Annotated in this window: 20 protein-coding genes and 1 riboswitch; of the genes, 4 read left to right on the forward strand and 16 right to left on the reverse strand. The window is 63.9% G+C overall.

Annotated elements, in window-relative coordinates; genetic code table 11:
• Positions 1-6 precede the first annotated feature (6 nt).
• Positions 7-444 (forward strand): type II 3-dehydroquinate dehydratase, encoded by a 438-nt coding sequence (locus RBH77_RS02635; RefSeq protein WP_311030605.1) that lies wholly within the window; start codon positions 7-9, stop codon positions 442-444.
• A 126-nt stretch (positions 445-570) separates the two neighbouring features.
• Here RBH77_RS02635 and gyrB read toward each other — a convergent pair whose 3' ends face one another.
• Positions 571-3,018, reverse strand: a complete 2,448-nt coding sequence (gene gyrB, locus RBH77_RS02640) for a DNA topoisomerase (ATP-hydrolyzing) subunit B (RefSeq protein WP_311030606.1) — start codon at positions 3,016-3,018, stop codon at positions 571-573.
• A 206-nt stretch (positions 3,019-3,224) separates the two neighbouring features.
• Positions 3,225-3,287, forward strand: a riboswitch (Fluoride riboswitch).
• A gap of 74 nt (positions 3,288-3,361) precedes the next feature.
• Here gyrB and crcB point away from each other — a divergent pair.
• Entirely contained in the window at positions 3,362-3,736 is a 375-nt protein-coding gene (gene crcB / locus RBH77_RS02645) for a fluoride efflux transporter CrcB (RefSeq protein ID WP_311030607.1), read from the forward strand.
• 74 nt (positions 3,737-3,810) lie between these two features.
• The gene (locus RBH77_RS02650; protein ID WP_311030608.1) at positions 3,811-5,178 is read left to right on the forward strand and encodes a cytochrome P450; all 1,368 of its coding nucleotides are present in this window, start codon (positions 3,811-3,813) and stop codon (positions 5,176-5,178) included.
• 19 nt (positions 5,179-5,197) lie between these two features.
• Here RBH77_RS02650 and RBH77_RS02655 read toward each other — a convergent pair whose 3' ends face one another.
• The 14 genes from RBH77_RS02655 to RBH77_RS02720 form a co-directional block, all read right to left on the reverse strand.
• Entirely contained in the window at positions 5,198-6,112 is a 915-nt protein-coding gene (locus RBH77_RS02655) for an SMP-30/gluconolactonase/LRE family protein (RefSeq protein ID WP_311030609.1), read from the reverse strand.
• Positions 6,113-6,141: 29 nt separating this feature from the next.
• A complete protein-coding gene (locus RBH77_RS02660) occupies positions 6,142-7,116 on the reverse strand; it encodes an ABC transporter permease (protein ID WP_311030610.1) in 975 nt (324 codons plus the stop codon).
• The gene (locus RBH77_RS02665) at positions 7,113-8,093 is read right to left on the reverse strand and encodes an ABC transporter permease (RefSeq protein WP_311030611.1); all 981 of its coding nucleotides are present in this window, start codon (positions 8,091-8,093) and stop codon (positions 7,113-7,115) included. Before RBH77_RS02665 ends, RBH77_RS02660 begins: the two co-directional genes overlap by 4 nt.
• Complete coding sequence (locus RBH77_RS02670) at positions 8,090-9,637, reverse strand: sugar ABC transporter ATP-binding protein (protein ID WP_311030612.1); 1,548 nt, start codon at positions 9,635-9,637, stop codon at positions 8,090-8,092. Before RBH77_RS02670 ends, RBH77_RS02665 begins: the two co-directional genes overlap by 4 nt.
• A 67-nt stretch (positions 9,638-9,704) precedes the next feature.
• Positions 9,705-10,826: a sugar ABC transporter substrate-binding protein gene (locus tag RBH77_RS02675; protein ID WP_371832828.1), complete on the reverse strand. Its 1,122-nt coding sequence runs from the start codon at positions 10,824-10,826 to the stop codon at positions 9,705-9,707.
• 232 nt (positions 10,827-11,058) lie between these two features.
• Complete coding sequence (gene gntR / locus RBH77_RS02680) at positions 11,059-12,099, reverse strand: HTH-type transcriptional regulator GntR (RefSeq protein WP_311030613.1); 1,041 nt, start codon at positions 12,097-12,099, stop codon at positions 11,059-11,061.
• Between the two features lie 95 nt (positions 12,100-12,194).
• On the reverse strand, positions 12,195-13,157 hold the full coding sequence (locus tag RBH77_RS02685) for a GlxA family transcriptional regulator (RefSeq protein WP_311030614.1): 963 nt from the start codon (positions 13,155-13,157) through the stop codon (positions 12,195-12,197).
• A 56-nt stretch (positions 13,158-13,213) separates the two neighbouring features.
• Positions 13,214-14,113 (reverse strand): bifunctional methylenetetrahydrofolate dehydrogenase/methenyltetrahydrofolate cyclohydrolase, encoded by a 900-nt coding sequence (locus RBH77_RS02690; RefSeq protein ID WP_311030615.1) that lies wholly within the window; start codon positions 14,111-14,113, stop codon positions 13,214-13,216.
• A gap of 79 nt (positions 14,114-14,192) precedes the next feature.
• The gene (locus RBH77_RS02695; RefSeq protein WP_311030616.1) at positions 14,193-14,312 is read right to left on the reverse strand and encodes a DUF2474 family protein; all 120 of its coding nucleotides are present in this window, start codon (positions 14,310-14,312) and stop codon (positions 14,193-14,195) included.
• The gene (gene cydB, locus RBH77_RS02700; RefSeq protein ID WP_311030617.1) at positions 14,312-15,316 is read right to left on the reverse strand and encodes a cytochrome d ubiquinol oxidase subunit II; all 1,005 of its coding nucleotides are present in this window, start codon (positions 15,314-15,316) and stop codon (positions 14,312-14,314) included. The genes RBH77_RS02695 and cydB overlap by 1 nt, the downstream gene beginning before the upstream one ends.
• 4 nt (positions 15,317-15,320) lie before the next feature.
• Complete coding sequence (locus tag RBH77_RS02705; protein ID WP_311030618.1) at positions 15,321-16,739, reverse strand: cytochrome ubiquinol oxidase subunit I; 1,419 nt, start codon at positions 16,737-16,739, stop codon at positions 15,321-15,323.
• A 759-nt stretch (positions 16,740-17,498) separates the two neighbouring features.
• The gene (locus RBH77_RS02710; protein ID WP_311030619.1) at positions 17,499-18,269 is read right to left on the reverse strand and encodes a class II aldolase and adducin N-terminal domain-containing protein; all 771 of its coding nucleotides are present in this window, start codon (positions 18,267-18,269) and stop codon (positions 17,499-17,501) included.
• 105 nt (positions 18,270-18,374) lie between these two features.
• Positions 18,375-18,962, reverse strand: a complete 588-nt coding sequence (locus tag RBH77_RS02715; protein WP_311032403.1) for a hypothetical protein — start codon at positions 18,960-18,962, stop codon at positions 18,375-18,377.
• A 37-nt stretch (positions 18,963-18,999) separates the two neighbouring features.
• On the reverse strand, positions 19,000-19,371 hold the full coding sequence (locus tag RBH77_RS02720) for an MliC family protein (protein WP_311030620.1): 372 nt from the start codon (positions 19,369-19,371) through the stop codon (positions 19,000-19,002).
• A 214-nt stretch (positions 19,372-19,585) separates the two neighbouring features.
• Between RBH77_RS02720 and RBH77_RS02725 the strand changes: the two genes are divergently transcribed.
• Positions 19,586-19,960: a hypothetical protein gene (locus RBH77_RS02725; RefSeq protein ID WP_311030621.1), complete on the forward strand. Its 375-nt coding sequence runs from the start codon at positions 19,586-19,588 to the stop codon at positions 19,958-19,960.
• A gap of 19 nt (positions 19,961-19,979) precedes the next feature.
• On the opposite strand, the gene RBH77_RS02730 is transcribed toward RBH77_RS02725, so the two are convergent.
• Positions 19,980-20,633, reverse strand: a complete 654-nt coding sequence (locus RBH77_RS02730) for a TerC family protein (RefSeq protein WP_371832829.1) — start codon at positions 20,631-20,633, stop codon at positions 19,980-19,982.
• Between the last annotated feature and the right edge of the window lie 399 nt (positions 20,634-21,032).

Raw genomic sequence — 21,032 nt, forward strand, 5'->3', positions numbered from 1 at the left:
GTGAAAATGGCCAAGCCCATCTTTGTCCTCAACGGACCGAACCTGAACCGCCTCGGCACGCGCGAGCCGGAAATATACGGGAAGACCACGCTGGCGGAGATCGAGACGATGTGCCGGGAAGCGGCCGGCGAGCGGCCGCTCCGGTTCCATCAGTCGAACGCCGAGCACCAGCTTGTCGACTGGGTGCATGAAGCGATCGACGAGGGCGCCGGCATCCTGATCAATCCGGCCGGCCTGAGCTTCCGCTCGATCCCGCTCCTCGATGCGCTGAAGATGTTCCCCGGCCCGATCATCGAATTCCACATATCGAATATCCACCGGCGCGAAGAAATCTATCACCGCTCGCTGGTATCGAGCGTCGCGACCGCCGTGCTCGCGGGGCTGGGGCCGCGCGGTTATCCGATGGCCGTAAAGGCGCTGATCGGGATGGTCGAGGCCAAATAGGGCCACTTAACGCACTCAGAAACAGTTTGAGAAATCGACACACCAAAGCGAAAACGTGTTCGGTAAACATCGGAGCACGGACGAAAGCCGTCTGCAGCCCGGTCTCACGGATTCTCGAACGGATCGTCAGATATCGAGATTGGCGACGGAGAGCGCGTTGTCCTGGATGAACTCGCGGCGCGGCTCGACATCGTCACCCATCAGCCGCGAGAACAGCGAGTCCGCGTTCACGGCATCGTTGACCTTGACCTGCAGCAGCGAACGCGCGGCCGGATCGAGCGTCGTCTCCCAAAGCTGCTCGGCGTTCATCTCGCCAAGCCCCTTGTAGCGCTGCATGGTCAAACCCTTGCGGCCGGTGGCGAAGACCGCCTCAAGAAGCTTCATCGGGCCGGTGATGGTCTCGACGCTCTCCCTGCGCCTGAGGATGGCGGGCTTTTCGTAGATATCTTCAAGGCGCGACGCATAGCGGTCGAGCGCGCGCGCGTCGGCCGAGCCGATCAACGCCGCGTCGAGCATGGCAATTTCCTTCACGCCGCGTACGGTACGCTCGAAGACGTAGCCACCGGCGCCCTCGTTGGACGGGTTGACCCGGCCCTGCCAGCCTCGTTCCGTCTCGTCTGCGATCATGTCAAGCCTTTCCGCGACACGCTTCGCCATGGCTTCTGCCGAGCCCGGATCGGAAAGCGTCTCGGCGTTCAGCCCGCCGACGATCGCCGCCTGCTCCACGACAGGGCGGTTATAGCGCGAATGCAGGCCGTTGATGAGCGACCGCACGGCAAGGGCGTCATCGACCACAGCGCGCAGATCCTGTCCCGCCCGCACCTCACCCGAGGCGAGTTCCAACCCGGCTTCCTCCAGGCCCGTGCCGATCAGATAATCCTCGAAGGCCTGCTCGTCCTTTATGTACTGCGCACTCTTGCCGCGCGTGACCTTATAAAGCGGCGGCTGGGCGATATAGAGGTGTCCGCGCTCGATCAGTTCCGGCATCTGGCGGAAGAAGAAGGTCAAAAGCAGCGTGCGGATATGGGCGCCGTCGACATCGGCGTCGGTCATGATGATGATTTTGTGGTAGCGCAGCTTGTTCGCGTCGAACTCGTCCTTGCCGATCGACGTACCGAGCGCGGTGATGAGCGTGCCGATCATGTCGGAAGAAAGCATGCGGTCGAAGCGTGCGCGCTCGACATTCAGGATCTTTCCGCGCAAGGGCAGGATTGCCTGGTTCTGGCGCGAGCGCCCCCCCTTGGCTGAGCCGCCGGCCGAATCGCCCTCGACGATGAAGATTTCGGACTTTGCCGGATCGCGTTCCTGGCAGTCGGCGAGCTTGCCTGGCAGCGAGGTGATGTCGAGCGCGCCTTTGCGGCGGGTGAGTTCGCGCGCCTTGCGCGCCGCCTCGCGCGCTGCGGCGGCCTCAACGATCTTGCCGACCAGTACCTTGGCTTCCGCCGGATGCTCTTCCAGCCACGCGCCGAGTTCCTCGTTGAGGAGGTTCTCCACCACCGGCCGCACCTCGGACGAGACCAGCTTGTCCTTGGTCTGCGAGGAAAATTTCGGGTCCGGAACCTTCACCGAGAGCACCGCCGTCAGCCCTTCGCGGCAGTCGTCGCCGGTAAGCGACACCTTCTCCTTCTTGGTCAGGCCGGAGCTTTCCGCATAGCCAGTCATCTGACGCGTCAGCGCGCCACGGAAGCCGGCCAGGTGCGTGCCGCCGTCGCGCTGGGGGATGTTGTTGGTGAAGGCCAGCACGTTTTCGTGATAGCTGTCGTTCCACCACATGGCGACCTCGACCGTGATGCCGTCGCGCTCGCGCGAAATGGCGATCGGCTCGGCGATCAGCGGTTTCTTCGCCTTGTCGAGATATTTGGCGAACTCGGTCAGCCCGCCTTCGTAATGCAGTTCCTGCTGCTTCAGATCGGCATGGCGCCGGTCGGTCAGAACGATGCGCACGCCGGAATTCAGGAAGGCGAGTTCGCGCAGCCGATGCTCCAACGTCGGATAGTCGAACTCCGTCATGGTGAAGGTTCCGGGCGAGGGCAGGAAGGTGACTTCCGTGCCGGTCTCGCTGCCCGCGTCACCCGTCTGTCTCAGAGGCGCGTCCGCTACCCCGTTCGTGAACGACATCTCGTGGATGCGGCCCTTGCGGCGGATCTTGAGCTTCAGCCAGACCGACAACGCGTTGACGACCGACACGCCGACGCCGTGCAAACCGCCCGAGACCTTGTAGGAATTCTGGTCGAACTTACCGCCGGCGTGAAGCTGGGTCATGATGACTTCGGCCGCCGAGATGCCCTCGCCGGTGTGGATATCCGTCGGGATGCCGCGGCCATTGTCGGTGACCGTGCAGGAGCCGTCCGGATTGAGCGTCACCGTCACGACGTCGGCATGGCCGGCCAGCGCCTCGTCGATCGCGTTGTCGACCACCTCGTAGACCATGTGATGCAGGCCGGAGCCGTCATCCGTGTCTCCGATATACATGCCGGGCCGCTTGCGCACGGCATCGAGGCCCTTGAGGACCTTGATGGAATCGGCGCCATATTCGGCCGGTTCGCCGGGGAGGATTTCGGGCGTCTCGTTCATGTAATGCTTTCGTCTGAGAGCTGTCGGGCCGGTGCCTGAAGGAGGCCCCGAATCATGCATATGATGGTAGCCCGAATATAGGCATTTCCGGCCGTTTTTCCAAATTGAGCGGGCTTTTCCACGCCGCCCACCTCCCGTCATCGCGGTTTGCAGCAGGAGCAAAGTGAACGCCGCCTTTGACGCGAGACTTCGTTTCGGCTAATTCTCACCGTGATGGGGATGGAGTGCCCCCGATAACCGCCGAAAAGGCTGATGACTCCTGCCATGGCGCGCTGCGTCGGCGGGAGCATTGCCAACCCTCTCCGCAGCCACAACCGATGTCGTACGGAGAGGAGAAGTGCGGATGAATTTCCTGATCGTCTTTATGGGCGCCGGCGTGGGTGGCGCGCTGCGCCACGGCGTCAACTCGCTCGGCATGCGGCTTCTGGGCACCGGCTTTCCGTACGCGACGCTGACGGTCAATATCGTCGGCTCGCTGGCCATGGGCCTGCTCGCCGGCTGGTTCGCGCAGAAAGGCGCCGCGAGCCAGCATTTCCGGCTGTTCCTAACGACCGGCATCCTTGGCGGCTTCACCACCTTCTCAACCTTCTCACTCGATATCGCAGCCCTTTGGGAGCGCGGCGCGCTGGCGCTCTGCGCGCTCTATGCGGCGCTTTCCCTCGTCGTGGCGGTCGGCGCACTGTTCTTCGGCCTGTGGGTGATGCGTCAATATTCCTGACGGCATCGCCCGTTTCCGGCCATGGACGCGCCCGGCCGGCGCACCTACATTCGGTGGGAATACGGGAACCCGACATGGATGCTCACCCCGCTCCCTTCGTGCCGCCGGCGCCGAAGCCACGCGCGAGCCCGCCCTCGACCCTGCAGATGATCCGTATCGTCTACAGGAATCCGCTCGAATTGTGGGGCGAGCCTTCCTACAATGAAAAATGGATCTCCGTCTCGTCGATCGGCGGACCGCTTTTGATCGCCAACGATCCGGGCCTCATCCGCCGCGTGCTCGTCGACAATGCGAAAAACTACAAGATGGCGCGGGTGCGCCAGAAGATTCTGCGGCCGATCCTGCGCGACGGGCTCCTGACGGCGGAGGGCGAAGTCTGGCGTCGCTCGCGCAAGGCGATGGCGCCCGTCTTCACGCCGCGTCACATCCACGGCTTCGCCCCGCCGATGCTGAAATGCGCCGAGGAATTCGCGAAACGTTACGAAGCGGGTGGCACGACCGATCTCGCGCGCGACATGACGATGCTGACCTACGATATCCTCGCCGAGACACTGTTTTCAGGAGAGATCGCGGGAGAATCCGGCAGTTTCGCCAAACAGGTCGACCGGCTGTTCGAGACGATGGGACGGGTCGACCCGCTCGACCTTCTCGGCGCGCCCGACTGGCTGCCGCGCATCACGCGCCTGCTCGGGCGCAACTCGCTTGCCTTCTTCCGCCGCATCGTCGCCGAGACGATGGAAATGCGCCGGCAAAGGATTGCGCGCTATCCGGACGGAACGCCCGAGGATTTCCTTACCTTGCTCTTGCGGGCGGAAGGCCCCGACGGGCTGACGCGCGCCGAGATCGAGGACAACATCATCACCTTCATCGGCGCCGGCCACGAGACCACGGCGCGCGCGCTCGGCTGGATGCTTTATTGCCTCGCCGAGAGCCCGTGGGAGCGCGAGCCGATCGAGAAAGAAGTGGATGCCGTGATGGCAAGCGGAACAGGTCCGGCCGAGTGGATTGAGAAGATGCCGCTGACGCGCGCCGCCTTCGAGGAGGCGCTGAGGCTTTATCCGCCAGCGCCCTCGATCAATCGCGAGGCGGTGGAGGACGATACCTATCAGGACCTCGTCATCCCGAAGGGTACGCAGGTCCTGGTCATGCCATGGACGATCCATCGCCACAGGGCGCTATGGAGCGACCCCGAGGCCTTCATCCCTGCGCGTTTCGCGCCCGGCGCGCGCGAGAAGATCGACCGCTTCCAGTACCTGCCCTTCGGCGCAGGTCCGCGCGTCTGCATCGGCGCGAGCTTCGCCATGCAGGAGGCGATGATCGCGCTCGTCGTGCTGATGTCACGCTACCGCTTCGATACGGTGGCGGAAACGAAACCATGGCCGGTGCAGAAGCTGACGACACAGCCGCAGGGCGGCCTGCCGATGCGGGTCACGCGGCGGTAGGCCTGTCCTTCACTGCCTCTCAGAAGGTCTTCGCCCCGTTGATCGGCAGCCGCACGCCGTAAAGCGAGGTGGTGCCGCAAATGTAGAGATAGTTGCGCTTGTCGCCGCCGAAGCAGACATTCGCCACCACTTCCGGCACATGGATCTTGCCGATCAGCGTGCCGTCCGGATGATAGCAATGGACACCGTCGAAGGCGCTGGTCCAGATACGGCCCTCCGTGTCGAGGCGGAAGCCGTCGAACAGGCCGTTCGTGCATTCGGCGAAGACCTCGCCGCCCGACAGCTTGCCGTTCGCACCGACCTTGAAACGGCGGATATGAGCCGGCCCGTTCTCGACATGGGTGCGGCCGGTATCGACGACGTAGAGCAGCTTTTCGTCCGGCGAGAAGGCCAGCCCGTTCGGCTTGACGAAATCGTCCGTCATTTTCGCGACTTCACCGCTGTTCGGATCGACGCGATAGACGTGGCTGCCGCCCTGTTCGGATTCGGATTTGTGGCCTTCGTAATCCGAATCGATGCCGTAGGTCGGATCGGAGAACCAGATGCTGCCGTCGGATTTCACAATAACGTCGTTCGGGCTGTTCAGTCGCTTGCCATTATAGCGGTCGGCGACCGTCGTCACCGTGCCGTCGAACTCGGTGCGCGAGACCCGGCGCGCGCCGTGCTCGCACGACACCAGCCGGCCCATGCGGTCGACCGTGTTGCCGTTTGAATAGTTGGACGGATGCCTGAAGACGCTGACCGAGCCGTCGCATTCGTCATAGCGCAGCATGCGGTTGTTCGGGTTGTCTGACCAGACTAGGTAACGTCCGGCAGGGAAATAGGCGGGGCCTTCCGCCCAGCGGCAGCCGGTGAAGAGCTTGTCGAGATGCGCGGTCGGGATGAACAGCCCGTTGAAGCGCTTGTCGAGGATTTCAAAAGGATTTTCCGGCAATTCTTCCTCCCGGGAGTATCGAGTGTTTCTCAGCGGCTCGCCGGTGCCCGTCCGTAGAGCAGCAGCATGATGACGATGACGATGCCATAGATGACCTGGCGGCCGGCTTCGGGAATTTGCATCACCGAGAGGATGGACTGCAAGAGCGTGATGAGGATCGCGCCGGCGACCGTACCGAGATAGGAGCCACGCCCGCCGAGAATGGAGGTGCCCCCGAGCACTACGGCGGCGATCGCCGGCAGCAGGTAGACGTCGCCCATCGATTGGGCCGCCTTGGAGGAATAACCGGCTAGGAGCACGCCGCCGAATGCCGCCAGCCCTCCGGCAATGGCGAAGGCGATGACGAGGATGCGGCGCGTGTCGACGCCGGAGAGGTAGGCGGCGCGCTCGCTGTTGCCGATGCCGTAGACGGCACGGCCGAAGGTCGTACGCGTCAGGAGGAACACCGCGCCGGCGCCGACTACCACCCAGACGAGCACGGCGTTGGGTACGCCGGGAACGAGAAAGCCGGTGGCGATATAGCGCATCGCTTCCGTCGCCTCGTCCTGCGGCGAGAAGCCGCCCGTATAGACCACCATCAGCCCTTGCGCGACGGCGTTGGTGGCAAGCGTGATGATCATCGCGGGAATGCGCAGATAGGCAACGCCGATACCGTTCACGATGCCGATCGCCACCCCGCAGAGAATGCCGAAAGGTATGGCAAGCGCGACGCCGGCCGGTCCGTAGGCGGCCGCTGCGCAGGACATCATCGCGCCGGTAGTGATCGTCCACGGAGCCGAAAGGTCGATCTGGCCGAGCAGGATGACCAGCATGGCGCCTGTCGCGATCACGCCGAGGAAGGAGGCGACCTTCAACTGCAGGAGAAGATAATCGAGATGCAGGAAGTTCGACGAATAGATGCTTCCCACCAGAAGCAGGAGCACAATGCAGCCGAACGCCGTGGCCACGGCGGGATCGATGCGCCGCCACAACCCCTGCCTGCCCGTTGAGGAGATTTCGCTCATGTGAACCAGTCCAGCTTGTTGCGGACGCGAAGCAGCGCAAACGCGCCGAGGCTGACGGCGATCAGGAGGACGACCCCCTGGAACAGCGGCTGCCACAGCGGATCGAGGTCGAAGACGAAGAGAAGATCGCCGATCGCGCGGAAGGCGAGTGCGCCGAACACCGCGCCGATGGCGCTGCCGGTGCCGCCATAGAGCGAGATGCCGCCGAGCACGACCGCGGCAATGGAAAAGAGCGTATAGGCGTTGCCGCTCGCTAGCGCCGCCTCGCCCGTATAGGTGAAGAAAGTCAGGAACAGTCCGCCGATACCGGCAAGCAGGCCGGCCAGCGTATAGGTCAGGAACTTGGCGCGGCGGATCGGCATCGCCGACATGTAGGCCGCGGCTTCCGACGAGCCTGTGGCGTAGGCGGCACGGCCCATCACCGAGCGGCTGAACGGCACCCAGACGAGGAGGACGACCACCACAAGCACCACAAGGCTCACCGGGACCACGCCCCAGATCTTACCGGTGAGGAAATCGGCGAGATCCTCGTTGACGCTTCCGCCGGGAAAGGGCCGCAACAGGAGAGCGATGCCGTAATAGACGGCGCCGGTGGCGATGGTCGTCACGATCGGCTGCAGCCGTCCGTAGATGACGATCAGGCCGTTGACCGCGCCGCACGCCAGCCCCGCGAGCAGGACGCCGACGATGCCGAGCGTCGTCTCGAGCGGCGTGCCGACCACGATCCACGAGGCGAGGCAATTGGTCAGGATGAAGATCATGCCGACGGAAAGGTCGATGCCGGCGGTGATGACCACAAGCGCCTGCGCCATGGCGACGAAGGCGAGCAGCACGCCTTTGTTCGCAGCCGTCTGCACGACATTGGCCGTGAAGCCGGCCGGATGGTTGGAAACATAGATCGTGAACATCACCACGAAGGTGGCGAAGGCGAAAAGCGTGCCGCGCTGCTCGGCGACCCAGTATTTCCAGTCCTTCATGCCCCGGCCACCTGCGCCCGATCCACGCTTGCTTCCTCGACATTGAGCGCGCTGGCGATCAGCGCGTGCTCGGTGATCTCTTCACCCGCCAGTTCGCGCCGGATGCCGCCGTCATACATGACGAGAACGCGGTCGCAGCAACCGATCAGCTCGTCATAGTCGGTCGAATAGAAGACGATCGCCGCACCCTCGTCGGCGAGCCTGCGCAGGAGCTGGTAGATCTCCTGCTTGGTGCCGACATCGATGCCGCGGGTCGGGTCGTTGAGAAGGATGATGCGCGGCTGGTTCATCAGCCATTTGGCGATGACGATCTTCTGCTGGTTGCCGCCGGAAAGCGCGCCGGCGGGGATATCGGTGCCGGCCGTCTTGATGGCGAGCAGGCGGATCATCTCGTCGATACGGCTTTTCTCGGCCGTCCCGTCGATGACGCCGCCCCGGGACACGCGGTCGAGCGCGGCGAAGGAAAGATTGTCGCGCACGCTCATCGGGAGCAGCAGGCCTTCGGTCTTGCGGTCCTCCGGGATGAGCGCCATGCCGATCTCGTCGCGCTTGGCCTGTCGTGGCCCGCCGATCCCGACAGGCTTGCCCTCGACAAGCACCTCTCCGCCGATGCCACGAAGGACGCCAAACAGGGCGAGCAGAAGTTCGCGCTGCCCCTGCCCGTCGAGGCCGCCGAGACCGACCACTTCGCCGGCGCGCACCGAAAACGAGATATCCTTCAACTGGTCCGTCCAGGCGAGATGCCGGCACTCGATAACCGGCGGCCTGTCCGACGGAACCAGCGGCGTCTTGGCGGGAAAGACGCTCGTATATTCGCGGCCGATCATCATCTCCACGATCTCGTTGCCGGACTTCGTTCCGGTCGCGAAGCTGGCGACATTGCTGCCATTCCGGAACACGGTGCAGACATCCGCCAGTTCGGAGATTTCATGCATGCGGTGCGAGATGTAGAGCAACGCGAGCCTCTCCTCGCGCAGGCGCTTCAGCACGTCGAAGACCTTCGAGACGTCGGAAGCAGTTAGTGCGGAGGTCGCCTCGTCGAGAATAAGGATGCGTGGCTTGCGGGCGAGCGCCTTGGCGATCTCGACCATCTGCCGGCGGGATAACGGCAGGTCCTTGACCAACGCCAGCGGATGGATATCGGCCGCGCCGGCACGCGCCAGCGCCTCCTCGGCAATGGCGCGCTGCTTCTTGCGGTCGATCATGCCGAAGCGCTTGGGCGGGTTGCTGATGACGATATTGTCCGCGACCGAAAGGTGCGGGATGAGCGACAATTCCTGGAAGACGCAGACGATACCGGCATCGTTGGCGGCTGCCGGCGAGGCGAAGGCTATCTCCTTGCCGTCGAGCACCATGCGGCCTTCGTCCGGCTCGACGACACCCGACATGATCTTGATGAGCGTCGATTTGCCGGCGCCGTTCTCGCCGAGTATGCCGTGGATCTGGCCGGCATTGACCGTCAGTTCGGCGCCGTCGAGCGCGCGCACGCCGCCATAGCGCTTCGATACGCCCTCCATCCGGAAAAGCGGAACGGCCCGACTCATTCATTCCTCCCGGCGCACGACGGCGCCGTGGAAAGCATACCACGGCGCCGCAACGACTGACGTCAGTTTACTGGTTTTCCTTCGTCTGGCCCATGATTTCCTGGGCCGAGAAGTTGATCTTGCAGCTCGGGAAGGAGTTGCCGACGAAGAAATTGTCGGACTGGTCAGGGAAGAAGTCCTGTCCCTCCTTCATGTCCGGATAGGAGGCGACCGCGAGCGGAAGCTTGATCTCCTGCGGGATCACCTGGCCTTCCAGCGCCGCGATCGCCGTCTTGATCGCGACAGCCACCTGGGCGGGACCGGAGCCGGCGGACGTGCATTTCAAGCCCTGATCAGCGTATTTGTTGCAGAACTTGCGGAAGCCGTTCTCCGTCTCGCCGCCGAAGGGTACCATCGGATGCTTGGCGTCGAGCATGGCCTGGACGATGCCGGTGTCGCCGCCCTGGCCGGTGATGCCGTCGAACGGGCCGTTGGTGGCGATCGCGTCGGCCGACACCTTCTGGGCGACGCCGTCGTCCCACTTGCCCATCACTTCGGTCACATTCCACTTCTTGCCGGAGGCGTCGAGGACCTTGTGGATGCCGGCATGGCGGTCGGTATCGACCGAAGTGCCGGCGACGCCGCGCACTTCGAGGACCTTGCCGCCGTTCGGCACCTTGTCGACCAGCCACTTGCCCCACAATTCGCCGAGGCCTTCCTGATCGACATTGACGTTGATGGCGTCTTTCGTGTCGAGGATGTTGTCGAATGCGACAAGGACGACGCCGGCTTCCTTGGCGCGCTTGATGACGCGGCCGAAGGCGGTCGGGTTCTGGGCGTCGGTGACGATGGCGTCATAGCCGGAATCGATGAAGTTGTTGATCGCGGAAATCTGCGCGGGAACATCCTCGCCGGTGGAGACGACCTTGAATTCCTTCAGTTTGGCCGCGACATCGGGCTGCTTGGCATAGGCCTTCGCGGTCTGGATCATCTGGATGCGCCAGGTGTTGGCGATGTAGCCGTTGGCGAGTGCGATCCGGTACGGGCCCTTCTTGGCCTCGTACTGGAAGAATTTCGTGTCGGTGGACCATGGCGCGAAGCAGTCGGCCTCCGCTGCCGGGCCGGATACAATTTTCGGCTCGGCGAATGCCGACGAACTCATCAACACCACTGCGGCGGCGGCAAGAAAGCCGCCTAGAAGTCTCTTCATGATTTGATTCCTCCCAGTTCGATCGAATAATCAGATGATTTCATGCACGTCACAACCCGCCCGGCGGCCCTGTCATCGGGCGCCGTCGGACGGGCGACGGGCAGCCGAGGCCGCGCCGATCGTCCGGTCACGGCGGGATCGATATCTCTTCTCGGCCTGACGCAGGGGAACGGTAGCGCTACCAAGAAATCTTGTAAAGGCGCATCGAGAGCCGATTTGACCGGCAGGCGCATCAGCGTCTGGTACTTTCGCGGACGATAAGCTCGAAGCCGAGGTCGACGACCGGGGCGGCGGGGCGGCGGCCTGCGATTGCTTCCAGCGCCATGGCGATCGCACGGCGCCCCATGTCGTAACGATAGGTGCGCAGGCTGGTGACGGAAGGATAGGCGACCTGCATCATTTCGAGGTCGTTGAAGCCGGCGATGCCGATTTCCGAAGGCACCGCCCGACCCTGACGATGGCACTCGAAAAGCGCTCCGAGCGCCATGTCGTCATTGTTGCAGAAGGCGGCATCGAGCGCCGGCGCTTTCGCCAGCGCCTCTCGGAACAGTTCGCTGCCGATCGTCACGCTCGACGGCCGCGCGGTGGTCGTCACGAGGCGCTTGTCGAACAGTCCCGCCTCCTCCATCGCGGCGCGGTAGCCCGCCAGCCGGCGCTGCGAGCGCGGGTCCATGCGCGCGCCGATGAAGGCGACCTTTCGGTAGCCGGCTTCAACCAGATGCCGGGTAGCCACCTTTCCCCCTTCATAGTGCGAGAAGCCGATCATCATGTCGACCGGTTCAGGGCCGATCTCCATGATCTGGACGACCGGGCAATCGGCCCTTTCAAGGAGTACCGTGGCGGCGGGGCTCTGGTCGATACCCGAAACAATCAGCGCCGACGGCCTCTGGCTCAGGAACGTCTGAAGCAGGTCCTCTTCCGCTTCCTGCGAATAATGGGTGTTGCCGATCTGCACCTGTAGATGGCCTCGGCCGAGCCCGTCGTAAATGCCGCGCACCACTTCGGCGAAGACGTTGTTGGTGAGCGAAGGGACGAGCACGCCGATCACGTCGGCGCGGGCCGAGGCCAGCGCGCGGGCATTGCGGTCGGGCACATAGCCGAGTTCGTCGACGACGGCCATGATCTGCCGTCGGAGTTCCAGCGAGACACGCTCGGGCTCGCGCAGAGCGCGCGAGACCGTTATCGCCCCGACGCCGGCTTTCGACGCCACGTCGGCGATGGTCGGGCGGCCGCCGCCTCGCCGCGAGCGCGCCTTCACGCCCACGGGCGGCATGGCTCTGTCGGCGCCGAGATATGGCGCGCGCTTCCGTCTCTTTTCCGCTCCATCCCTCCTCTCCTCTCTCGCCTCATCGTCACGAATCGGCGCCCTCAATAAGTCGTGCGCCTCTCCTCGCTGGGCGGCCGGCCGAACTGAAGCCGGTAGCTCTGCGCGAAATAGGAATGCGACGTGAAGCCGGTAGCGATCGCGACATCGAGGATCGGCAGATTGGTCTGGCGCAGCAATTCGCGCGCACGCTCTAGACGCAGACGCATGTAGTAGCGCCCCGGCGTCATGTTGAGGTGACGGAGGAAAAGCCGCTCGACCTGTCGCACCGACAGGCCAGCCGCCTTGGCGAGTTGCACGGCCGAGAAGGGCTCGTCGAGATTGTCGGCCATGAGTTCGACGATCTTCCTGAGCTTCTCCGACTTGCCGGTCAGGTCGCGCTCCGGTCCGACGCGCTGGCGGTCGCCGGCCGAGCGGATGCGCTCGTGCTGGAACTGGTTGGCGACCTCATTGGCGAGGCTGGTGCCGAAATCGACGCGCACGATCTCCAGCATCAGGTCGATGGAGGTGGTGCCGCCGGCACAGGTGTAGCGCTTGCGGTCGATCTCGAAGACGTTGCCGGTGCATTCGATCTCGGGAAAACGCTCCTTGAAGCCGGCGCGGTTCTCCCAGTGAATAGTGCAGCGGTGTCCCTCGAGTTGCCCCGCCTCGGCGAGCAGGTAGGAGCCGACCGACAGCGCGCCGAGCGCCGCACCCCGCCGGCCGAGGCTTCTGAGCGCGCCCAGCACCTTCGACTTTCCAGGAAACTCGGTCGTCAGCCCGACGCAGACGAAAAGAATATCCGCAGGCGGGACGTCGCCGATCGAGTAGTCGATCTTGATCGGCAGTCCGTTCGACGCCATCACCGCCTCGCCATCGGCGGAGACCGTCGTCCAGCCGTAGTAATCGCGGCCGAGCAGGCGGTTCGCCGAGCGCACCGTGTCGATCGCAGCGGCAAGCGAGAACATCGAGAATTTGTCGACGAGCAGGAAAGCGAAGTGACGGCTGGTCTGGCTCTGATCGGGCATGGATATCACTTACAGGAAGGAGGCGGGCGCGAGAAGACGGGCCGCCCCGCACGCGGTCAGAACGATGGCGGCTCCATCCCTGCCGAGCGGTAGGCGGAGGTGAGCGTGTTCACCATGAGCATGGCGATGGTCATCGGGCCGACGCCGCCGGGAACCGGCGTGATGGCGCCGGCGACCTTCTCCGCGGCGGCGTGCTCGACATCGCCGACCAGCCGCGTCTTGCCTTCGCCGCGCTCCGGCGCGGGGATGCGGTTGATGCCGACATCGATGACGGTGGCGCCCGGCTTGATCCATTCGCCCTTGATCATCTCCGGGCGACCGACGGCGGCGACGAGGATGTCGGCGCGGCCGATCACTGAAGCGAGGTCTCGCGTGCGGCTGTGGGCGATCGTCACGGTGCAATCCGCGGCGAGCAGCAGATTGGCCATCGGCTTACCGACGATATTGGAGCGGCCGACGACCACGGCGTCGAGACCGGCAAGGTCCCTGCCGCGGACCCGCTCGATCAGAAGCATGCATCCCGCCGGCGTGCAGGGCAGGAAAGCCGTATCGAGTTCGCCTGTCCTGAGCTTGCCTATATTGACGAAGCTGAACCCGTCGACATCCTTTTCGGGCGCGACGAGCTGGATGATGCGCTTGGCGTCGATATGGCCCGGCAGCGGCAATTGCACGAGGATGCCGTGGATCTTCGGATCGGCATCCAGTTCCTCGATCAAGCGGACGAGCTCGGCTTCGCCGGTCGCGGCGGGCAGTTCGCGTTTCACGGAAAGGAAGCCGCATTCGTTCGCCATGCGCGATTTGGAGGCGACATAGACCTCGCTCGCCGGATCCTCGCCCACGATGATCACCGCGAGGCCCGGCCGGATGCCCTTCTCGTCGAGCAGGCGCGCCGTCCCTTCCTTCACCGACGCGATGACCTCGGCGGCGATCGCCTTGCCGTCGATGCGTTCAGCCATACCGTTCCTCCCCTTGCTTCGTCCGCGTCCTATCCTCCATGAACGCGGCTTGGCAATCCATCTTCTGAAAGACGCCCCCTCAAACCAGCCACAGCCGCAGCCCGTAGGCGACCAGCGCAACCGCCAGCACGCCCGCCAGCCACAGGCCGATAAACCAGGCGAGCCGCTTCGAGAGCGATCCGGGGGCGCCGTCCGGCATCAATGGTAGCCGACCTCCGGGTCGACCTTCCCGCGGAAGACCCAGTAGGCATAACCGGTATAGGCAAGGATCATCGGGACCAGGATGGCAACGCCGAAGAGCATGAATTTCTGGCTCGAGGCGGGGGCGGCCGCCTGCCAGATGGTGACGGCGCCGGGAACGATATGCGGCCACATGCTGACGCCGAGCCCGACGAAGCAGAGGAAGAACAAAATGAGCGTCAGGAAGAAGGGCTGATAGTCCTTCTCCCTCTCAATGGCCCGGAACAGGAAGAAGGCGACGATGGCGACCGCGACCGGCACCGGCGCGGTGATCAAAATGCCCGGCCAGGCGAACCAGCGCTGCCAATAGGCTTCCTCCAGGAACGGCGTCGCCAGACTGACGGCGACGATGAAGAGAAGGGCGGCGATCACCGCAAGCCGCGCCAGCCGATAGGCGCGGGCGCGCAGATCGCCTTCCGTCTTCATCACCAGCCAGCATGCGCCGAGCAGCGCATAGCCGACGACGACGGCGACGCCGGTCAGAAGCGTGAAGGGTGTCAGCCAGTCCCACCAGCCGCCGCCATAGGCGCGGCCGGAAACCTTTACGCCCTGCAGGATGGCGCCGAGCGCGATGCCCTGGCAGAGCGCGGCTATGAACGAGCCGCCGAAGAAGGCGATGTCCCAGAGGAATTTGCCGCGCTCGGTGTGCCAGCGGAACTCGAAGGCGACGCCACGGAAGACGAGCCCGAGCAGCATGCCGATGACCGGCGTGAAGATCGCCGGAATCAGGATCGAATAGGCAAGCGGGAAGGCGGCGAACAGACCGCCGCCGCCGAGCACCAGCCATGTCTCGTTGCCGTCCCATACGGGCGCGACCGAGTTCATCATGACATCGCGGTCATGGCGCTTCTTGAACAGGGGAAAGAGCAGCGCGACGCCGAGGTCGAACCCGTCGAGCACGACATAGGCGAAGACGGCAAAAGCGATGATGAAGGCCCACAGCGTGGTAAGATCGACGGACATGGGCTCAAGCCTCCCCCGCCAGCGTGCGGCCGGGATGCATAGCGGTTGCCGGCGTGACGCCGGCGGCGCGCACGGGCTCGCCCTCGCGCGGGCCTTCCTCGCCCGGATGCGGCGGATTGTTCATCAGCCGCAGGATATAGAAGGCGCCGGCGGCGAAAATGATGAAATAGACGATGACGAAGGCGACCAGCGCCGAACCGACCGCCGGAGCGGCGAGCGGCGAGGCCGAATCGGCCGTGCGCAACAGGCCGTAGACGGTATAGGGCTGGCGGCCGACCTCGGTCGTCACCCATCCAGCGATGACGGCGACGAAGCCCGCCGGTCCCATGAGAAGCGCATAATAATGGAACCAGCGGGCATCGTTGAGCCGGCCGCGCCAGCGCAGGAAAAGGCTGGTGACGCCGAGCAGCGCCATCAGCAACCCGAGCCCGACCATGATGCGGAAGGACCAGAACACGATTCCCACGTTCGGCCAGTCGGCGCGCTCGACCGTGTCGAGGCCGGCGAGAGGCGCGTCGAGCGAGTGTTTCAGGATGAGCGAGGAGAGCTTAGGTATCTCGACCGCATATTTCACGGTCGCGTCCTTCTGGTCGGGAAGGCCGAAGAGCAGGAGCGGGGCGCCGTCCGGATGGCTCTGGAAATGGCCTTCCATGGCCATCACCTTGGCCGGCTGGTGTTCGAGCGTGTTCAGCCCGTGCTGGTCGCCGGCGAGGATCTGGATCGGCGCGACGATGGTCGCCATCCACATCGCCATCGAGAACATGATGCGGCTTCCCTGCCCCGCCTTTCGGCGCAAGAGATGCCAGGCCGCGACACCGCCGACGACGAGCGCCGTCGTCAGGTAGGCGGCGATGACCATGTGGACGAGACGGTAGGGGAAGGACGGGTTGAAGATGATCGCCCACCAGTCGAGCGGCACGAACTGGCCGGCCTCATTGGTGCCGTAGCCCTGCGGCGTCTGCATCCAGGAATTGGCCGACAGGATCCAGAAGGCGGAGAGAAGCGTGCCGAGAGCGACCAGCAGAGTCGCCATGTAATGCAGCCCCTTGCCGACCCGGCCCATGCCGAAAAGCATCACGCCGAGGAAGCCGGCTTCGAGGAAGAAGGCCGACAGCACCTCATAGGCCATCAGCGGCCCCAATATCGGGCCGGTCTTGTCGGAGAAGGCCGACCAGTTGGTGCCGAACTGGTAGGACATGACGATGCCGGAAACGACGCCCATGCCGAAGGCGACGGCGAAGATCTTCAGCCAGTAGCGGAAGAGGTTGAGATAGGCGTCACGGCCCGTCCACAGCCACAGCCCCTCCAGTACGGCCAGATAGCTCGCCAGCCCGATCGAGAGCGCCGGGAAAATGATGTGGAAGGACATGGTGAACGCGAACTGCGCCCGCGCCAGCGTGATGGCGTCGATCCCTTCAAACATCCGCCCTCTCCTTTCCCTTCGGCAGCTCGCCGACACGGTTGAGGCGGAGCGAAGCTTATCCGATTTTCGTTCCCGATGCTCGCGGCAAGCGGACGCGCGGCATTTTCGCGGGAGTCTCCTTTCGCTCACGCCCGTACCGCCGCTGCGCGGCTGGGCTCCGCGAGGGCGCGCCAACGGGCGCGATGCACAAATAGGCTTATTGGGCGGGCTTTGTTTGGGGCATGCCTACTCCTCGTGGGCATGTTTCATCCTCGCCACGCCCCGTTTTCCGGTCTGGCCATTGATCCTTCGACAAGCTCAGGATGAGGATCGGGAAGCGGGGCGCGCGGCCGTGCCTTCCGAATTGAAATAAGTGGCGCGATACACGCGCCCCGCCGGCGATTTCTGTTCCCGCCTGTTCCGCTGCTCCCGAAGCGCTCTTCTGCTTCGGGTCTGTGTGCCTTCATCCGGCACGCAGGGGTCATAGTGCCCCCAGGGGAACCTCCAGGCGGGACCTCCCCGGCCGTAATGCCACGTCGGCATCACGGCGGAGGCGCCGGCTCCTCCCCACGCAATCACCGTCATGATCGGTGTTCCCGATGGGAGGAACTGACGGGGATTATGGATGAAGCGCGGGGGACGTGGAGAAAGACAGGCGAAGAAAATACGGAAAGGCAGCGGGATCAGCAGGTTGCCGGGGCCGCCCGTATGAGCCTGTCCACGTTTTCGCCGACCTCCCCGCTTCGGTAGCTGCCGTGACGGAATGAGGAAGCCGTCTCGTCAGTCCCGGTATGTCGAGCCTTCCTCGTCGAGGATGAGCTTCAGTTCGCCGAGATGCCTCGCCGCCTGCGGCACGGGATAATTGTCCATCTCGACACCGACTCTCTCGGCCACCGCGTCGGGCAGCACGCGCAGCTTCCTTCCCGTCCACAGCGCCTTTATGTAGGTCTCGCAGGCGCGCTCGAAATAATAGAGCCGGTCGAACGTATCGGCGACGGTATCGCCGATGACGAGCACGCCGTGATTGCCCATGACCATCACCTTGACCTTCGGGTCGGCCAGAAGCGTGGCGCAGCGTTCGCCCTCCTCCTCGAAGGCGAGCCCGCCATAATGCGCATCCACCACATGGCGCTTGAAGAACATGGCCGAGTTCTGGTCGATCGGCGGCAGGGTGGAATCGGCCAGTGAAGCCAGCACCGTCGCGTGGATGGAGTGCACATGCATGACGCAGCGTGCATGGCCGCAGCGGCGGTGGATCGCGCCGTGCAGGCCCCAGGCCGTCGGGTCGGGCGCGTCCGGCCGCTCCATCGTCTTCGGGTCGTCGGCGTCGATCAGGAGGAGGTCGCTCGCGCGGATACGCGAAAAATGCATCTGGTTGGGATTGATCAGGAACTTCGTCCCGCCTTCATCGACGGCGAGCGAGAAATGGTTGGCCACCGCCTCGTGCATGTTGAGCCGCGCCGTCCAGCGAAACGCTGCCGCCAAATCCACCCGCTCCTCGTAATTGGGCAGGTTGGAGCGGCGCTCGGCGGCAAGGTGGGTGATGCTCATGGCGATCCTCCGATTGTCTCGCCACAGCATGCCCCGACGCCCGGAAACCTTCAACCGTCAAAACACCGGCATCAAAACACCGGCATCAAAACGCTGGCGACCGGCTCAGCTCAGCGTATCGAAGAGCCGCAATATGAAAGAAACCTGGTAGATGATGGTGCCGATGACGAGCATGGCATGGACGGTCCGGTTCCTAGTGGCTATGGCGGCAAGGCATAGCGCGACGAACACCGGCAGGCGCACGAGATATTCCGTGCCGAAGGATTCCAGGTGCTGCCGCCCCTTGATGAGCGTATCGGCATAGTCGAACAGATAGGTCGAAGCGAGAATGCCGAAGAACCAGATGCGCTTGGACAGGAAATAGTCCTCGTAGCCGCTGTAGTCGGTCATGCTTTCGGGGAACAGGAAGGCGCAGAGCAGGAAGAGGACGATCGAATAGGAGATCAGGAAGAGATAGATGCCGAACGTCCATTCGCCGATGTGGTAGAGGCCGAACTCCCACCACCAGAAATGCACAAGCATCAGGAGGACGGATAGCGTCCAGCCGAGATGCACCGCATAGACCGGCGTACGGCTCGGATGCTGGACGATGCGCGCGACGCCGGAGAGCAGTCGCGTCACGCCGAGACCGATCACCATGCCCATGACGATGCGGACATGCGGGAAGATTTCGGCGGCGGAGGGTGCTTCGATCGCCACGGCTATCTGCTCATCTTTATCGGGACCGGGATCACTCCGTGCATGTGAGGATCGGCCGAGTGTCGGCGCCCTTCATCTCATCGTAGAGCGAAGCCTCCTTGCCCTTCGACCACCAGATATATTGGCCGGACGCGTAGCGCGCGCCTGAGCCCGACATCACCAGCACGAAGATGCGCTTCCTGCCGTCAACGGGGACGATGGCGAGGTGATCGGGCTCGACATTGACATATTCGACGTCGACCGCGTTGCCGGCGCAATCGTAATGCGCGGGGGTGCGCATGTTCGGGCTACCGTTCTCGACTGTGAGCGCGATATGGGGAGCATCGGCAGCGAAGGCGGTCGGCCCCATCAGCGTCACAAGAAAAGCGAGTGTGCCGTAAAGGCAGGTGAGAGGAACGTTCATCAAATTGGCCTTCCTTCGCCCATGGTCTGCACGAAAAGGCAGGCACGTCCAGTAATGTGCTGTTACGATTGGTGAAAATACTGCCATTTTGCGCATTTCGGCCATCGTATGACCATCGAATGACCCGAAGCTGGCCGGTTTCCCATCACATTGAACGGTTGAACTGGTTGTCCCGCCTCAAAACGATTCTGGCCAATGATGGAAAGGCAGAACCATGTTGAAGACCGTTTTTCTCGCATCCGCGATGACGCTGGCGCTCTCGGCCGCCGCTGGCGCGCAACAGCAACCGGCCTCGCCCAGCCCGGCTCCCGCCCAGACGCAGCAGGCGCCGAACACAGGCGCTCCGACGATCACCGTCGTCAACATCGTCGATGTCGAGCAACTGCCGCCCGAGACGAAGACGCAGGTGGACCAATATGTCGCCAAGCAGGGCAATGACGGACTGCAGAAGCTGCGCCAGTCGATCGATTCCACGCCCGAGGCGAAGTCGGCGCTTCAGCAGAAGGGCATGACCTCCGAAGAGGTCGTTGCAGCGAGCCTCGACAATAACGGCACGCTCACCCTGATCACGAAGAAGAAGCCAAGCTGAGCCGGAAGGGCGGGATCGCTCAATTCATGAGAGTCTGCGCGGCGCTGTTGGCGACCGGCCAGACTTCCAGCGCACCACGCACGATCATGTCGAGCGACACATAGAGAATCACCGCAAGCCCGAGATAGGCGATCCAGCGGTGGCGGTGGAGCAGCCTCGCGATGAACGAGGCGGCAAGGCCCATCAGCGCGATGGAAAGCGCGAGACCGGCCACGAGCACCGCGGGATGCTCGCGCGCCGCGCCGGCCACGGCCAGGACATTGTCGAGCGACATGGACACGTCGGCCACCACGATCTGCCAAACGGCCTGGCCGAACGTCTTGCGTTTCACGCCACCGGCGGCGGCCTCGGCCTCATCGTGCGGCAGGGCCTCGTCCGGATCGCCCGGCGCTTCCCTAAGGTCCCGCCACAGCTTCCAGCACACCCACAGGAGCAGAATGCCGCCGGCGAGCAACAGGCCGAGAATCTTCAGGAATTCGGTTGCCAGAAGCGCAAAGACGATGCGCAGCACGGTCGCGGCGAGAATGCCGATCAGGATGACCTTGGCGCGGTTGGCCTTGGGCAGGCCGGCGGCCGCGAGACCGATGACAACGGCGTTGTCGCCCGCCAACACCAGATCGATCGCGATGACTTGAAAGAAGGCTGTGATCGCTTCCGGCGTGAGGAGGTGCATTCCGCTGTTCATCTCCGGGCGGCCCCCGGACCCTCTTCTTCGTTTCAACAGGCCGGATTGCAGCGGACGCTGCATCGGAAATCGCGATCCGGCGACCGCACTGCGATGAACAATCACGGAACGGCGCCCCGCCGATTGGAAGCCAATCGAACGGCAGACCGCCCGGCGCTGGAAGTCCCCTCTTCGTGCCGCCTTTGCGATCCTGCCATCGCATTTAAGAAGCCAGCCGCCTGCGCACAAGGAAAATAACGGCGGTTCCGTCAATTTGCCGCGCCGCCGCGAAGACTCGGCGGCAAGCGGGTCAAGGAAGCGGTGGCGCTCTCGGCCCGGATCGCTTTATCCGTCGACAGGGGGCTTTTCGTTTCGGACGCTCCGGCATAGTTTGCCCTCGCATTTCGA

Origin of the sequence: Mesorhizobium koreense (assembly GCF_031656215.1) — a bacterium.
Lineage (GTDB): Bacteria > Pseudomonadota > Alphaproteobacteria > Rhizobiales > Rhizobiaceae > Mesorhizobium_L > Mesorhizobium_L koreense.